Source organism: Cognatundibacterium crateris, from assembly GCF_010078235.1.
GTDB lineage: Bacteria > Pseudomonadota > Gammaproteobacteria > Burkholderiales > Burkholderiaceae_D > Undibacterium > Undibacterium crateris.
In genome coordinates, this window is record NZ_JAABOS010000002.1 from 176,691 (window position 1) to 191,151 (window position 14,461).

Below are 14,461 nucleotides of genomic sequence, written 5' to 3' on the forward strand. Positions count from 1 at the left end.
AGCAGCACAAACAGATTAAGCCGACATCATGTAGTGGGTAAGTGTGCCAGCCGAAGCTAAAGGCGGCTGCAACCTGGCCCGGGGAAGTTCAATGAACTTAAGCGCCTGGTTTTAACAACAGCTTCAAATCATGCACAATAGGATCAGGGCCTTGTCCATGGCGCAGGAACAGCCGTATGCGGCCCTGCTGGTCGAATACATAGGTACCGGCAGTATGGTCCATGGTGTAGCTGCCTGGCGTTTTCCCCGGCACTTTTTGGTAATACACTTTAAAGTCCTTGGCGACCTGAGCGGTCGCTGCCGCATCGCCGTATAAGCCAAGGAAACGTGCATCGAAATTCGGTACATAAGCGGCTAACAAGGCCTGGGTATCGCGCTCAGGGTCTATGGTGGCGAACAAGACCTGAGTCTTATCTGCATCCGGCCCCAGCTTCTGCATCACATTCGCCATTTCCACCATGGTGGTCGGGCAAACATCCGGACACTGGGTATAACCAAAAAAGATCAGTACCAGCTTGCCTTTGAAATCAGCCAGGGTTCTGAGCTTGCCATTGTGGTCGGTCAGCTTGAAGTCTTTCGCATAATCCAGACCAGTCAGATCGGTATTCGTGAATTTTTCAGCAGGCGGGCTGCAGGCGATCAGGCCGAGTGCCAGACAACAGGCAGCCAGTGTCGAGAGTAATTTCATAATTTGATATAGTGATCGACCAGTAAGGCCGCAAACAGCAGGGACAAATAGATAATCGAATAGGCAAAGGTTTTGCGTGCCAGCAGATCGTTATAGTCTGTATACATTTTCCATGCATACCAAAGGAATACCGCACCTAACACGATGGCACTGCCCAGATAAATCAGACCGCTCATATGTACCGCGAATGGCAACAGGCTGGTGGCAAACAAAGCGATCGTGTACAGCCAGATATGCAGGCAGGTGATTTTTGGGCCATGTGTCACTGGCAGCATAGGCAAGCCGGAGCGCGCATAGTCATCACGGCGGTACATCGCCAGCGCCCAGAAATGCGGTGGCGTCCAGACAAAAATGATCATCACCAGCAACCAGGCCTGCATAGGCACTTCATTGGCGACAGCCGCCCAGCCCAGTGCCGGCGGCATCGCGCCGGACAAGCCTCCGATCACAATATTCTGTGGCGTGGCCGGTTTCAGGATGATGGTATAGATAATCGCATAGCCCACAAAGGTGACGAAAGTCAGCCACATCGTGAGTGGATTCACAAAGTTATACAGTACCCACATACCCATGCCACCGATCACACCGGAAAACACCAGCGTTTGCGGCGCGGTGATTTCACCCTGGGCAGTAGCACGGCGCGCCGTACGCGCCATACGCGCATCGATTTCACGTTCAACCAGACAGTTAACCGCAAATGCTGCACCGGCCAGCAGCCAGATCCCGATGGTTGCGGCGACCAGTATGCGCCAGTCAGGTAAGTCCGGCGTCGCCAGAAACATGCCGATCACGGCGCAGAATACCGCGAGCTGAGTCACGCGCGGCTTGGTTAATGCCCAGTACTGGGCAATACGGTTGGAGGGAAGAGTGAGTGTGGTCATGGATTCAATTTACAGCAGCACGGCGCGCGTGCAGGATGCGGTAGTTTAACATGGTCAGCAACAGCACCAGCGCCGCCGCCATCCCGTTGTGCAAAACAGCCAGTAACAATGGCCAGGATAACAAGACCGTAGAAATGCCCAGTACCACTTGTGCCAGCACGGCCAGCAAGATCACTTTCCCCAGTTGACGATAAGCGTCCAGCTGCATTGCGCGCCAAGCCGCCCAGCCCACCACCAGCACTACCAGCAAGGCAAAATTTCTGTGCACCCAGTGTATCGCGACTAAAGCCTGATAAGTAATGTAATCGCCACCTACAGTCTGCCCTAACTGGCGCCAGAGACTGAATCCATGCTGAAAATCCATCTCTGGAATGAGCTCGCCATGACAGAGTGGATAATCCTGGCAAGCCATGGCTGCATAGTTAGTACTGACCCAGCCACCCAGAGCGATTTGCACAAAGACGAACAACAGTGCTGCACCAGCCAACCAGTGCAGATGCCTGGGCTTGGGCTGCTGCTGAGGCTGAGCGCTGATCCTGGATGAGGCAAAGCACTGATATTGTTCCAGACTCGATGCCAGCAAGGCCAGCAAGCCCATGCCTAACAACAGATGGATAGTGACGATCACAGGCTGCAGCTTGAGCGTGACAGTCCAGGCACCAAATGCGCCCTGTACACAAACCATGAGCAAACAGGCGATGGCCAGACTCAGCGGATAGCCGCGCCGCCGTGCGCGCCACGCCATGACGACTTGCGCAATACACAGCAGACCAACACTCATGGCCAGGTAGCGATGTATCATTTCTATCCAGGCTTTAGTCACAGTGACCGGACCATGTGGCATCACAGCTTCCGCCGCCTTGATATCGCTGTGTGCCTGGAAGGGATTGGATTCGCCATAACAGCCAGGCCAGTCGGGGCAACCCAGACCGGAATCTGTCAGCCGGGTAAACGCGCCGAACATGATCAGCTCAAAGGTCAGTGCCAGCGTGACCGCCAGCAGCTTGCGGTGTTTATCGGAATCGGAAGAAAACAGGATAATACACAGCGGTATCGTCGCCACCGCCAGCGCAATCAAAGCAAGTTGCAACCACATAATCAGCCTATCGCCGAAGCACGTAACAGTTTAGAGATATCTTTTTTGATCTTATTCGGATCCGCATTTTTAGGGTAGCGCATCATCAGATTGCCCAGAGGATCAATCACATAGATATGTTCGCTCAGCGTCGTGTCAGCCGCTACCGGTAACCAGGCAGCCAGACGCGCACGATCAACCTGCAACACGCGCATGCCATCATATTCACGCAACAAACGGGTTTCGACCGGTGCCTGATCGGTCAGCAGCCAGACCCGCTCTATGCGCTCCATTTCCTTGCCCTGTGCCAGCCGTAACTGGCGCAAATCATGCAGCCGCTTTTCACAGGCAGCATCGCAGTCGGCACTGCTGATCGTCACTAACAGCCATTTTCCGGCATAGTCGCGCAATCCTGTCTGCGCTGAGCTTGGGGCATCGCCCAAACGATGCGACTGCAAATCGGGAATAGGATACTGGCGCGGATCGAGTATGGTGCCGTAATTGGTTCTGCCCTCAGGCTTAATCACGTAATACGACAGATACGAGAAAATCATTGGCGCGGCGCACACTGCCAGCACCAGCAATAATTTCCAACGGCCCTTAGTTGTTTGCTGCTTGTTGTCCACGGCGTATTCCTGTCACGACATAAAAGATAAAAACCATTAGCGATAAAGCCAGCCATTGAAAAGCATAGGCGCGGTTTTTTTCGGCACCACTGCTGGCTTTGGCCCAGTCACGCTGCAATCCATCTGCGCTATCGGAAGTCTGTTCCAGCATGATGGATAAAAACTGCTTTCCGCTGGCCTGCGCGACTTCACTTGCGCTGATGTTCTGCAACAGCGCGCCGGGCCGGACTGGCTCAGGCTGCCCCAGTTGCATCACATGATCGAAGCCGCTGCGCGCCGTCCCGATAATCTCTGTCTCCCCCTGAGGCAGCGGCACCGGTACCAGCTTCAGCCGGTCATGTGGGTCCCTGGCCTGCCAGCCACGCGCCACCAGCAAATACTGATTGCTATCTGCGATACGGAAAGGCATCAGCAGATAACGGCCAGACACGCCATGCAAAGGGCGATTATCAAGATACAACGGCCAGTCTGCCATAAACTCGCCGCGCACCCGCAATTGGGTATAGGGTTCGATCGCTGCGTGCAAATTTAAATTGAGCGGCATGATAACGCGTTGTGCCTGCTCACGCTGCAGGGCAACTTGCTCACGTTGTTCGGCACGCCGAGTCTGCCACTGTGCCAGCGACAAGCCCGTGCAAATCAGCAGCAAGGCTGCGATACTGGGGATCAGACGAAATTGAAAAGAAAGTGACATTCAGTATTACAATTCAAAATATGTAGAACACAGATGGATGTCGTCCGGCCAGGCCGCAAACTCTTCTGCATACGCGTTGACAGCACGCTTGTAATGGCGTCAACCATCCTTCAATTCACGGGACGGCAACGTCTGATTCAATATGAAAATTCTTGTCGCCATCGCTTTTTTTCTGATCATTTTCAGCATGGGTTCCGCACTGGTTTATCTGATGAAAGATAAGGGAAAAAGTAATCGCACGGTGCAGGCACTGGCATTCCGGGTCGGCTTTTCCATCACGCTGTTCCTGTTGATCCTGTTCGCTAACAAGATGGGCTGGATACAGCCAACCGGCATACGCTGAACGTCACGAGAAAACCAAAACAGAATACAGCAGACAGAAAAAAGCCGCAGCAAACCTGCGGCCTGTGCTGCGTAGTTTGACGACGATACGAAATGCCTGCCCGTCGTCAAACCTGGCAATGCTTACAACCAGTACACCACCACATACAGTCCCAGCCAGACCACGTCGACAAAGTGCCAGTACCAGGCCGCACCTTCAAACGCAAAATGCTGTTCCGGCGTGAAGTGGCCTTTGAGTACACGATACAGCACCACAGACAACATGATTGCCCCCATCGTCACGTGGAAGCCATGGAAGCCGGTCAGCATGAAGAAAGTCGAACCATAAATGCCTGAAGTCAGTTTCAGATTCAGTTCGCTGTAAGCATGCATGTATTCATAGACCTGGAAGCCCATGAACACCGCACCCAGCACGACCGTGGCGAACAGCCAGCCCGCAGTTTTGCCACGCTGGCCGGCACGCAGTGCATGGTGAGAGAGCGTCAGTGTGACGCCTGAAGTCAGCAGTAATGCGGTATTGATAGTCGGGATAGGAAATGGGCCCATAGTCTTAAACGCATCGACCGTACCGGCCGGCCCCGTGTTCCCCCATTGTGCCGCGAAATCCGGCCACAAGACCTTGTGATCGAGATCACCCAGCCATGGCATGGTGATACTGCGCGCATAGAACAAGGCACCGAAGAATGCGCCGAAGAACATCACTTCAGAAAAAATAAACCAGCTCATACTCCAGCGGTAGGACACATCAATACGCGTGCTGTATTTGCCGCCTTCCGATTCAGCAATCGCATCGCCGAACCAGTTATATAAAACGACCAGGGTCAGGATGATGCCGGCAAAATTGGCATAAGAACCCCAGCTCACACTATTGACCCAGGCGGATGCGCCTATCATCGTCAGCAATAAAGAGGCGCCGGCCAGCACAGGCCATTTGGAAGGGCCGGGCACAAAGTAATAAGGTGCTGCTGCTTTTGAAGAACTCATTTCCATCTCCTGAAACGTATCTCGGATTGTTATTATGCGACGACCTGTTTAACGATAAATATCAGCGTCATGACAAACAGCACAGCGCCGATGATGCCTGCGATGATCACATGAACAGGATTGAGCTGGGCTGCATCCTGTTCATAATCTCCTTTTTTGCGGATACCCAGAAACGACCAGAACACCGCTTTCATCGTCGCTACAAACGACATTTTGCGTTGCGCCGCTTCTTTTAAATCACTCATTCATGACTCATTTCTGTTCCTGCGCTGCCATGGCAAGCGACTGGGTTTTGCCACCGACCTCAAAGAAAGTATAGGACAAAGTAATTGTCTTCACTTCTTTGGGAATCGCCGGATCGATATAAAACACCACCGGCATTTGCCGTGCTTCATTGGCTTCCAGCGTCTGTTGTTTAAAACAGAAGCACTCCATCTTTTTAAAATAATTTGCTGCCTGCTGCGGCGCATAGCTGGGTATCGCCTGCGCATCCATCTTCACAGCCTGTTTATTGACGACTTCATATACGATCTGCGCCATTTCACCGGGATGCACTTTCATGCTTGACACCACAGGGCGGAAACGCCATGGCCCCTGGGTATTAGCATCAAATTCCACAGTTACTTCGCGGCTCAGATCCACCTGGCTGTTCGATATCTCTTTCAGAGAAATATCTTTGGGCGTCAGGATATTCACGCCGGTCAGTTCGCAAATCTGTTTGTAAATCGGGACTAAGGCATAACCAAAGCCAAACATCATGACGGCAATCACCAGCAATTTGCCTAACATGCGGCGGTTCAAGCCGACATTGCCCTGTGCCTGATCTGTATGTTCATCCATGCCTGAGCCCGCTTAACGCAGTATTCCCTGCTTGATAAACACACCGATAAAAAACACCAGTGCGACTGAGGCCAGGATCAGCGCCGTTCTGAGGTTGTTGGGCTTTTTTTCATTATTCATCATCATGCAGCGCAGGCCTTCCGACCTGCACTGCCCTCAAGGTCTTATTTAAAGACAGGTGGTTCTTCAAAGGTATGGAAAGGTGCCGGACTTGGTACTGTCCATTCCAGACCTTCCGCGCCTTCCCATGGTTTAGCTGCTGCCGGCTGACCACCTCTGATCGATGGGATCACCACCGCCAGGATGAAGTAGACCTGCATCAGACCGAAGCCAAAGGCACCCACCGTCGCTACCATATTCCAGTCCGTGAACTGCGCCGGATAATCCGCATAACGACGCGGCATACCGGCCAGGCCCAGGAAGTGCATAGGGAAGAAAGTGATATTGAAGGTAATCAGCGAACCCCAGAAATGGATTTTGCCGCGTGTTTCGTTGTACATGAAACCTGTCCACTTTGGTCCCCAGTAGTAGTAACCGGCGAACAGCGAGAACAGAGAACCAGCCACCAGCACATAGTGGAAATGCGCCACGACGTAATAGGTATCCTGCAGTTGAATGTCGATAGGTGTGACCGCCAGAATCAGGCCGGTGAAACCACCCATAGTGAAGACGAAAATGAAGCCGACTGCGAACAGCATCGGTGTCTCGAAAGTCATCGAGCCCTTCCACATGGTCGCTACCCAGTTAAACACTTTGACGCCGGTAGGAACCGAGATCAGCATGGTTGCATACATGAAGAACAGCTGCGCAGTGACTGGCATACCGGTGGTGAACATATGATGCGCCCACACGATGAAGGACAGGATAGCGATGGAGGCGGTTGCATACACCATCGATGCATAGCCGAATAAAGGCTTACGGGCGAACGCAGGCACGATCTGGGAAACGATACCGAAAGCTGGCAAAATCATGATGTACACCTCTGGATGTCCGAAGAACCAGAAAATGTGTTGGTACATCACAGGATCACCGCCACCGGCCGCATTGAAGAAAGAAGTACCAAAGTGACGGTCGGTCAGCGTCATGGTGATCGCACCGGCCAGTACTGGCATCACCGCAATCAACAGATAGGCAGTGATCAGCCAGGTCCAGCAAAACATAGGCATCTTCATCAGCGTCATGCCAGGCGCGCGCATGTTCAGAATGGTCGTGATGATATTGATCGAACCCATGATGGACGAAGCACCCATGATGTGTACGGCAAAAATCGCCATATCCATACCCGGTCCCATTTGCGTGGACAGCGGTGCATACAGGGTCCAGCCTGCAGCCGTGGCGCCGCCCGGCACCCAGAAGGAACCCGCCAGCAGCAGTGCAGCCGGTGGCATCAGCCAGAATGAAAAATTATTCATGCGCGCAAATGCCATATCGGAAGCTCCGATTTGCAACGGGATCATCCAGTTCGCAAAACCAACAAAGGCCGGCATGATGGCGCCGAACACCATGATCAGACCATGCATCGTGGTCAGCTGGTTAAAGAATTCCGGCTGCATGAGTTGCAAACCTGGCTGGAACAATTCACTGCGGATACCGAGCGCCAGCACACCGCCGGTCAATAACATGGTGAAGGCAAACCACAGGTAGAGGCTGCCGATATCCTTATGGTTGGTGGCAAATAACCAGCGACGGAAACCATGCGGATGGTCGTGCGCGTGGTCATGAGAGTGATCGTGAGCGTGATCAACGGTAGTAGTGCTCATCTTGTCTCCTGTTATTCCTGTGATTACTTACGCGCAGCCAGAACTTCAGCTGGCTGTACGATGTTTTCTGCCGCTTTGTTTGACCAGCTGTTGCGGGTATAGGTAATGACCGCCGCAATTTCTGTATCAGACAAAGTGGATTTCCAGGCTGGCATCGCATTTTTACCGTTCAGCAGGATACCGATCTGTGCGCCTTTTTCACCGGTCACAACCGCCGATCCATCCAGTGCAGGGAAGGCACCCGGTACGCCTTTACCAGTCGCCTGATGGCAGGCTACGCAATTGGCTGCATAGAGTTTTTCACCGCGTTGTTTGAGTTCGTCCACTGTCCAGACCTTGGCCGGATCATCCGCCTTGGCAGCCATTTCTTTCTTTTTGACGTCTACCCATTTTTTGTAGTCGTCTTCCGACACCACATTCACAACGATAGGCATGAAGGCATGTTCTTTGCCGCACAATTCCACGCACTGCCCGCGATAGACACCGATTTTGTCGGCTTTAAACCAGGTGTCGCGTACGAAGCCAGGAATTGCATCTTGTTTGACGCCGAAGGCCGGGACGGTCCAGGAGTGAATCACGTCATTAGCAGTGGTGATCATGCGGACTTTTTTATTGACCGGCACCACGACCTGATTATCGACTTCCAACAGGTAGTTATCGCCGCGCGCTTCTGTCGGCTCTACACCAGGCGCACCGATCTGGGTACGTGGCGTCGCCAGCGTGGATAAGAAGGAAATGCCTTCGCCCTCGCCTTTGAGATAATCGTAGCCCCATTTCCATTGCATGCCAGTCACCTTAATCGTGATATCGGCATTGGAAGTATCTTTCATGGCTACCACAGTTTTAGTAGCGGGCAAGGCCATCAGGATCACGATGATGAAAGGCACCACCGTCCAGGCAATCTCAACCGAGGTACTTTCATGGAAAGTCGCAGCTTTGTGGCCCAGGGATTTTCTGTGTTTGAGAATGGAATAAAACATCACCCCGAACACAGCGACAAAAATCGCCAGGCAGATAACCAACATTAAGTTGTGTAAGGAGTAGATCTGTTCGGCAATCTGTGTTGCCGGTGTTTGCAAGTTCAGCTGACGGACTGCCGGACCGCCCTGACTGTCGACCACAGCCCAGGCTGGCAATCCTGTTGCCAGAAGTGCAGCACTCAGCATGAACGATTTGTATCGCTTTGCGTGTCTCATGATTTCCCCAAAACCCTGATTAGAATTCTTATGAATTGATCACCAGAACGCGGAGATATTGTTACAAAGTGCGTGCTGGCAACTTCTACAACGGCATGAGTATAAGGCGGAATTTAAACGCACATCAAGCAGAATACTTCTGCAATTTCTATGATGCAACGCAAACAAAATGAGAATTCACATCAAATATGTTGTCGTTTTTCAGAAAAACTGTGAAATTCCTCTGGAAAAAATGACTATTTTTTGCGTGGCAAATCAAAGCGTACGATGGATTCTCCTGCGGCGGTGCGGGTATTGACAGGTTTAAACGCATGTCCGTACACCACTTCTATGCTGAGCGCAATACGCCCATCTGCGCCGCGTTGTTTTTCCAGTAATGCCAACAGGCGCTGATAGCGTTGACGGCCAAACAAACCACGTTCACGGGTCGCCAGCGGATTGCCACCCAGCGCACGTACGTCCTGCAATAACTTATGCGGACTGTCGTAAGTCAGGGTCAGCTTTTCCATATCCATCACCGGGGTAGAGAATCCGGCATTGACCAGCATATCGCCAAAATCATGCATATCGACGAAGGGCAAGGTATGTGGCCAACTATCGATTGCGGCAAATACATCGCGTAACTCGACGAAGGTATCTGGTCCGAAACAGGAAAACATCAGCAAACCTTCGGTTCTGAGCAGGCGGCGCCACTCGTTAAATACACGGTCGGGTTCAGGATGCCAGTGCAGCGCCAGATTCGACCAGACCAGGTCCAGACTTTGTTGCGCCAGGCTGGTGGCGGCAAAATCTTCACACAGCAAACTGGCTTCAGGCGCGCCGCGCAAAGCGACCGGCGTCCACTTTCCCAGCAATTTGCCGAATACGGTCCTGGCCTGCGCCTGTTGTTCCCTGACTTGTTGCAGCATGGCCTCAGAGCTATCCATGCCGCTCAGTTGTGCCTCAGGATAAAGTTTTTGCAATTCCTGCAAATCCGCGCCAGTGCCACAACCCGCGTCAAGTACATGCGCCGGACTGATACGCACCAGTTCCAGCTTGTCACGCATACGCGCAGCGATTTCACGTCGTAAAAAGTCCGATGCAGCTATTTTTGCAGGATCAGAGAACAGACGAGGGACCAGCTGGAGATCAATGGGAGCGCTTTGCATAAGACGTAAAAAAAACAGTTCAGGGGTAGCTACGCGGCCACACCAGTCAACGAGCAGAGCACGAATGCTGGCTGTGTGGCGCAGAGAATCTGCTACAGTAAAGGCCAGAGTTTACACGCTTGTGTCATTAGCTGCTGATAAGCATGAATACCCGTCTGCCACCCGTTCTGCAACGCGCCCTTACCGGACTGTCGCAAATCGCAGCCTGCAGTTGCCTGCTGTGCCGCCAGGCCAGCCCGGAAGCGGTATGCGCAGCCTGTCTGCAAAGTTCGCTGCCGCGCAGCGGCAAAGCCTGTCTGCAATGCGGGATCGCACTGAGCACAGACGATCAGCGCTGTGGCGCATGCCTGCAACATCCGCCTGCTTTCGATAACACCATCTGCGCCACCGACTATCAGCCACCCCAGGATCAACTGGTACTGGCGCTGAAATTTGCGCATCAGTTGCCACTGGCCGCGCTGCTGGCGCGTGCTATCCGCGATGCGATACTGCGCCAGCCCGGCCTGGTTCTGCCGGATCTGATCTGCCCGGTTCCACTGAGTCCGCAGCGCTTGCAGGAACGTGGTTTTAATCAGGCACTGGAAATCGCACGTCCGCTGGCAGCCATGCTGGGCGTGCCCTGCCTGCCGTATGCGATACACAGAGTCAGGCATACCCAGCAACAGGCCATGCTGGCTACTGCCGACAGGCGCCGGAATATCGCCAAGGCCTTTAGTCCGGCGGCCGACTGTCTGACACAACTACAGGGCAGACATATCGCCATCGTGGATGATGTGATTACCACTGGCATGACCTTGCATGAAATCGCTACAATGCTGAAACGCTATGGCGTCAGGCAAGTCAGCAATTATGTGTTTGCCCGCACACCGCCTCATTTTGAATAAGGAAGTCCATGTTTCATGTCGTCCTGGTTGAACCAGAAATCCCTCCGAATACCGGCAATATTATCCGTCTGTGCGCCAATACCGGCGTCCAGCTGCATTTAATCGAACCCCTGGGTTTTCCGCTCGATGACAGCAAAATGAAGCGCGCGGGACTGGATTACCATGATTATGCAAGCATGAAAGTTCATAAAAACTGGGAAGCTTTTCTGACACAGGAACAACCCGACCGCAGTCGCATGTTTGCCATGACTACCCATGGCTCAACCGGTTTTGCCAAGCTCGCCTTTGCACCTGGTGATTACTTTGTATTTGGTGCAGAGACCCGTGGTCTGGCACCGGAATTACGCAACTCTTTCCCGACCAGCCAGCGCATACGCCTGCCTATGCGCCCAGATAATCGCAGCCTGAATTTATCGAATACGGTTGCCGTTGTGGTGTATGAGGCTTGGCGCCAACATGATTTCGCCGGTGGTAGCTGAAGCACGACAATTCACTTTTACTAAAAAGTTGATTTAAGACACAATATTGCATTACGTCTATACGGCGCAAACCGGACAAGAGTCTATGCAATTGAGCAGAGTCGGCCTTTGGAGATGGTATCCCAACACCAGAGAAATGCACTGGTCAGCAGGCATGTGCGCGCTCGCAGGACTCCCGCACCAGACCTCCCGCTTATCTTTCAACGAAGTCGCCAGCTTGCTCACCTCAGCATCTGCACTAGGCTGGGAGCAGGCTTTACAGCAGATGCTGGCACAGCAAACCGGGCTGGAATGTCAGCTCAGCCTGCGCTCGGCGCAGCAGCCAGGCTGTGTGCGCGTGGTCGCCGAAGTGTTACAGGGTGATGCTCATGTCATAGAAGGTAGCGCAGAATGGCTGCCTGACAACCAGACCAGCCACCCTGAGCAGCTGTTACATGCGCTGCCGATAGGCATACTCGAAGTCAATGCTGAAGGCGGTGTACTGTTTATCAATCAGACGCTGCAACAATGGCTGGGCATTTCAGGCGCAAAGCTGCAAGACCTGCCCATGAGCGAATTGTTTGACACAGTCAATGCCCGTCTGTTGGACGGACTGTTAGATGCAGCAATGACTGGCAGCACACAACCAAATATCACTTTGCAGTTACAGCAGCGGCGCGAGCTGGCCGTCGGATGTCAGGAGTCGACCACAGCGCTGACCGGCAGACGCAGCTGGTACCTGATCATGCACGATGTCACCGTATATGCCGAACTGACGCAGCAGCTCAGGCAAAGCGAGGAACGCTGGCAACTGGCCCTGGAAAGTTCAGGCGACGGGGTGTGGGACTGGTATCCGCAAACCGGCATAGAAATTCTGTCCGACCGTTTGAAAGCTATTTATGGCTACGAACCGAATGAAATCGAGGATTTATCCGATGAGCTGGACCGGCGCACCCATCCGGATGATCTGGAGCAGATGCAAGCTGACCGGCAAGCACACTTTGACGGTCTGACACCGACCTACATCAATGAACACCGGGTACAGTGCAAAGATGGGCGCTGGAAATGGATACTCACGCGCGGTACCGTGATTGAGCGCGATGCCCAGGGCGATCCAGTCAGGGTAGTCGGCACCCATACCGATATTTCAGAACGCAAGCAAGCCGAAGCTGATGTACGCGACAGCGAGGAACGCCTGCGCATGGCCTTGTCAGCAACGCATCAGGGCTTATACGATCTGAACGTAAAGACCGGTACGGCGATCGTCAATGACGACTATGCCTTAATGCTGGGCTATCCGCTGGAACAGTTTTCTGAAAACCGGCAAAACTGGTTACGCCGCTTACACCCGGAAGATCTGGCGCCGTCTGAACGCGCGTTCCGCGATTACATCAATGGTAAGGCGCAGGAATACCGTGCTGAGTTCCGGCAAAAACACGCGAATGGCAGCTGGGTCTGGATTTTATCGGTAGGTGCGCTGGTCGAATGGGATGATCAGGGGAATCCCTTGCGCATGCTTGGAACGGTACTCGATATCACGGCGCGTAAGCAATCGGAAGCCATCATCTGGCAGCAAGCCAATATCGACCCGCTCACTGGCTTACCTAACCGCCGTATGTTTTACGACAGACTGGAGCAAAACCTGCGCCAAAGCAAGCGGCGCAACAGCTTGCTGGCCGTGCTGTTCATCGATCTGGATTTTTTCAAGGAAGTCAACGATACACTCGGACATGCAACCGGTGACAGCCTGCTGGTGGAAGCGGCTAAGCGCCTGCGCCTGTGCGTGCGCGAAACCGATACCGTGGCACGTCTGGGTGGTGATGAATTCACGGTGTCATTGCCAGACCAGAGCGATACCGTGCAGGTCGAGCAAATAGCGCGCAAAATCATCGAACAACTCGCCTCCCCCTTCCATGTGGCCGGTGAAGAAATTTATTTATCGGCCAGCATAGGCATCACACTGTATCCGCGCGATGCTGACAATCTGGCCGATCTGATCAAGCATGCGGATCAGGCCATGTATGCCGCCAAAGCCGCGGGCCGCAACCGCTTCAGCTATTTCACACCGAATCTGCAAACTGCGGCGTTAGCAAGATTACGCCTCAATAATGAATTACGCAGCGCCATCAGTGACAAGCAATTACAAGTCTACTTCCAGCCTATCGTAGAAACTGAAAGCGGCATCATACGCAAAGCCGAAGCACTGATACGCTGGTACCACCCACAGAAGGGCTGGATCAGCCCGCTGGAATTCATCCCTATCGCTGAAAGCAGCGGCCAGATCCATGCGATAGGCGAACTGGTTTTTCTGGAAGCGGTACGCTGGGTCAGCCAGTGGCGCAAAACCATACACCCTGACTTCCAGATCAGTATCAATCAGTCACCGGTGGAATTCCAGAATGAGAACAGCCCTTACTCCAGCTGGATCGCCTATCTGGAGCAGCAGGGTTTGCCGGGCCAGGCGATCAATATCGAGATCACTGAAGGCCTGTTGCTGGATGCAGATAACAAAGTTGCCTCACACCTCATCGGCTTTCGCGATGCAGGCATACAGGTAGCGATAGATGATTTTGGCACCGGCTATTCTGCGCTGTCTTATCTGAAAAAATTCGATATCGACTATCTGAAAATCGATCAGTCCTTTGTACGCAATCTGCGCGATAACAGCAGCGATATGGCCTTGTGTGAAGCGATCATTATGATGGCGCACAAACTAGGCTTACAGGTGGTAGCGGAAGGGGTGGAAAACGCAGAACAGGAACAGTTACTGCGCAGCGCGAAATGTGATTTTGTGCAGGGTTATCTGTACTCCAAACCACTGTCCGCCAGCGATTTCGACCACTTCCTGCTGCAAGCTGCCAGCAAGTTGTGAGCTGGCAGTGATG

The 14,461-nt window shown here is 53.1% G+C and carries 16 protein-coding genes; 4 read left to right on the forward strand and 12 right to left on the reverse strand.

All coding sequences use genetic code 11. The annotated features are described in order from the left end of the window. Positions 1-97 precede the first annotated feature (97 nt). From EYB48_RS03985 to EYB48_RS04005, 5 genes are read right to left on the reverse strand one after another with little or no spacing between them, the layout of a single operon-like run. A complete protein-coding gene (locus tag EYB48_RS03985; protein ID WP_162019017.1) occupies positions 98-688 on the reverse strand; it encodes an SCO family protein in 591 nt (196 codons plus the stop codon). Then, a complete protein-coding gene (gene cyoE, locus EYB48_RS03990) occupies positions 685-1,569 on the reverse strand; it encodes a heme o synthase (protein WP_162019018.1) in 885 nt (294 codons plus the stop codon). The genes EYB48_RS03985 and cyoE overlap by 4 nt, the downstream gene beginning before the upstream one ends. A gap of 4 nt (positions 1,570-1,573) precedes the next feature. After that, on the reverse strand, positions 1,574-2,665 hold the full coding sequence (locus EYB48_RS03995) for a COX15/CtaA family protein (protein WP_162019019.1): 1,092 nt from the start codon (positions 2,663-2,665) through the stop codon (positions 1,574-1,576). A 2-nt stretch (positions 2,666-2,667) separates the two neighbouring features. After that, positions 2,668-3,270: an SCO family protein gene (locus EYB48_RS04000; RefSeq protein WP_162019020.1), complete on the reverse strand. Its 603-nt coding sequence runs from the start codon at positions 3,268-3,270 to the stop codon at positions 2,668-2,670. After that, positions 3,245-3,964, reverse strand: coding sequence for an SURF1 family protein (locus EYB48_RS04005; RefSeq protein WP_162019021.1), 720 nt, complete (start codon positions 3,962-3,964; stop codon positions 3,245-3,247). Before EYB48_RS04005 ends, EYB48_RS04000 begins: the two co-directional genes overlap by 26 nt. A gap of 142 nt (positions 3,965-4,106) precedes the next feature. Between EYB48_RS04005 and EYB48_RS04010 the strand changes: the two genes are divergently transcribed. Further along, positions 4,107-4,307 carry a twin transmembrane helix small protein gene (locus EYB48_RS04010; RefSeq protein WP_162019022.1) on the forward strand — a complete coding sequence of 67 codons (201 nt, stop codon included), beginning with the start codon at positions 4,107-4,109 and terminating at the stop codon, positions 4,305-4,307. A 122-nt stretch (positions 4,308-4,429) separates the two neighbouring features. Here the strand turns inward: EYB48_RS04010 and EYB48_RS04015 are convergent, their stop codons facing one another. The 7 genes from EYB48_RS04015 to EYB48_RS04040 all read right to left on the reverse strand — a co-directional run bounded on the left by EYB48_RS04015 (position 4,430) and on the right by EYB48_RS04040 (position 10,234). Beyond that, the gene (locus tag EYB48_RS04015) at positions 4,430-5,290 is read right to left on the reverse strand and encodes a cytochrome c oxidase subunit 3 (protein WP_162019023.1); all 861 of its coding nucleotides are present in this window, start codon (positions 5,288-5,290) and stop codon (positions 4,430-4,432) included. Positions 5,291-5,322: 32 nt separating this feature from the next. Beyond that, positions 5,323-5,535 (reverse strand): DUF2970 domain-containing protein, encoded by a 213-nt coding sequence (locus tag EYB48_RS04020; RefSeq protein WP_162019024.1) that lies wholly within the window; start codon positions 5,533-5,535, stop codon positions 5,323-5,325. A gap of 7 nt (positions 5,536-5,542) precedes the next feature. Further along, entirely contained in the window at positions 5,543-6,130 is a 588-nt protein-coding gene (locus EYB48_RS04025; RefSeq protein WP_162019025.1) for a cytochrome c oxidase assembly protein, read from the reverse strand. 12 nt (positions 6,131-6,142) lie between these two features. Beyond that, positions 6,143-6,256 carry a cytochrome oxidase small assembly protein gene (locus EYB48_RS19130; RefSeq protein ID WP_408058254.1) on the reverse strand — a complete coding sequence of 38 codons (114 nt, stop codon included), beginning with the start codon at positions 6,254-6,256 and terminating at the stop codon, positions 6,143-6,145. A 38-nt stretch (positions 6,257-6,294) separates the two neighbouring features. Further along, positions 6,295-7,890 (reverse strand): cytochrome c oxidase subunit I, encoded by a 1,596-nt coding sequence (ctaD, locus tag EYB48_RS04030; protein ID WP_162019026.1) that lies wholly within the window; start codon positions 7,888-7,890, stop codon positions 6,295-6,297. Between the two features lie 23 nt (positions 7,891-7,913). Next, positions 7,914-9,086 (reverse strand): cytochrome c oxidase subunit II, encoded by a 1,173-nt coding sequence (coxB, locus tag EYB48_RS04035; protein WP_162019027.1) that lies wholly within the window; start codon positions 9,084-9,086, stop codon positions 7,914-7,916. 236 nt (positions 9,087-9,322) lie between these two features. Next, complete coding sequence (locus EYB48_RS04040) at positions 9,323-10,234, reverse strand: methyltransferase domain-containing protein (protein WP_162019028.1); 912 nt, start codon at positions 10,232-10,234, stop codon at positions 9,323-9,325. 143 nt (positions 10,235-10,377) lie between these two features. Here EYB48_RS04040 and EYB48_RS04045 point away from each other — a divergent pair, with 143 nt between their 5' ends. The 3 genes from EYB48_RS04045 to EYB48_RS04055 all read left to right on the forward strand — a co-directional run bounded on the left by EYB48_RS04045 (position 10,378) and on the right by EYB48_RS04055 (position 14,448). Then, complete coding sequence (locus tag EYB48_RS04045; RefSeq protein ID WP_162019029.1) at positions 10,378-11,118, forward strand: ComF family protein; 741 nt, start codon at positions 10,378-10,380, stop codon at positions 11,116-11,118. An 8-nt stretch (positions 11,119-11,126) separates the two neighbouring features. After that, positions 11,127-11,597, forward strand: a complete 471-nt coding sequence (gene trmL / locus EYB48_RS04050) for a tRNA (uridine(34)/cytosine(34)/5-carboxymethylaminomethyluridine(34)-2'-O)-methyltransferase TrmL (protein ID WP_162019030.1) — start codon at positions 11,127-11,129, stop codon at positions 11,595-11,597. An 85-nt stretch (positions 11,598-11,682) separates the two neighbouring features. Then, positions 11,683-14,448, forward strand: coding sequence for a GGDEF and EAL domain-containing protein (locus EYB48_RS04055; protein WP_162019031.1), 2,766 nt, complete (start codon positions 11,683-11,685; stop codon positions 14,446-14,448). The last annotated feature ends 13 nt before the right edge of the window (positions 14,449-14,461 follow it).

Excerpts from the sequence above, each read along its gene's own strand:
- EYB48_RS03985 (WP_162019017.1), bottom strand. The coding sequence starts at position 688 with ATGAAATTACTCTCGACACTGGCTGCCTGTTGTCTGGCACTCGGCCTG.
- cyoE (WP_162019018.1), bottom strand. The coding sequence starts at position 1,569 with ATGACCACACTCACTCTTCCCTCCAACCGTATTGCCCAGTACTGGGCA.
- EYB48_RS03995 (WP_162019019.1), bottom strand. The coding sequence starts at position 2,665 with ATGTGGTTGCAACTTGCTTTGATTGCGCTGGCGGTGGCGACGATACCG.
- EYB48_RS04005 (WP_162019021.1), bottom strand. The coding sequence starts at position 3,964 with ATGTCACTTTCTTTTCAATTTCGTCTGATCCCCAGTATCGCAGCCTTG.
- EYB48_RS04010 (WP_162019022.1), top strand. The coding sequence starts at position 4,107 with ATGAAAATTCTTGTCGCCATCGCTTTTTTTCTGATCATTTTCAGCATG.
- EYB48_RS04015 (WP_162019023.1), bottom strand. The coding sequence starts at position 5,290 with ATGAGTTCTTCAAAAGCAGCAGCACCTTATTACTTTGTGCCCGGCCCT.
- EYB48_RS04020 (WP_162019024.1), bottom strand. The coding sequence starts at position 5,535 with ATGAGTGATTTAAAAGAAGCGGCGCAACGCAAAATGTCGTTTGTAGCG.
- EYB48_RS04025 (WP_162019025.1), bottom strand. The coding sequence starts at position 6,130 with ATGGATGAACATACAGATCAGGCACAGGGCAATGTCGGCTTGAACCGC.
- EYB48_RS19130 (WP_408058254.1), bottom strand. The coding sequence starts at position 6,256 with ATGATGATGAATAATGAAAAAAAGCCCAACAACCTCAGAACGGCGCTG.
- ctaD (WP_162019026.1), bottom strand. The coding sequence starts at position 7,890 with ATGAGCACTACTACCGTTGATCACGCTCACGATCACTCTCATGACCAC.
- coxB (WP_162019027.1), bottom strand. The coding sequence starts at position 9,086 with ATGAGACACGCAAAGCGATACAAATCGTTCATGCTGAGTGCTGCACTT.
- EYB48_RS04040 (WP_162019028.1), bottom strand. The coding sequence starts at position 10,234 with ATGCAAAGCGCTCCCATTGATCTCCAGCTGGTCCCTCGTCTGTTCTCT.
- EYB48_RS04045 (WP_162019029.1), top strand. The coding sequence starts at position 10,378 with ATGAATACCCGTCTGCCACCCGTTCTGCAACGCGCCCTTACCGGACTG.
- trmL (WP_162019030.1), top strand. The coding sequence starts at position 11,127 with ATGTTTCATGTCGTCCTGGTTGAACCAGAAATCCCTCCGAATACCGGC.
- EYB48_RS04055 (WP_162019031.1), top strand. The coding sequence starts at position 11,683 with ATGCAATTGAGCAGAGTCGGCCTTTGGAGATGGTATCCCAACACCAGA.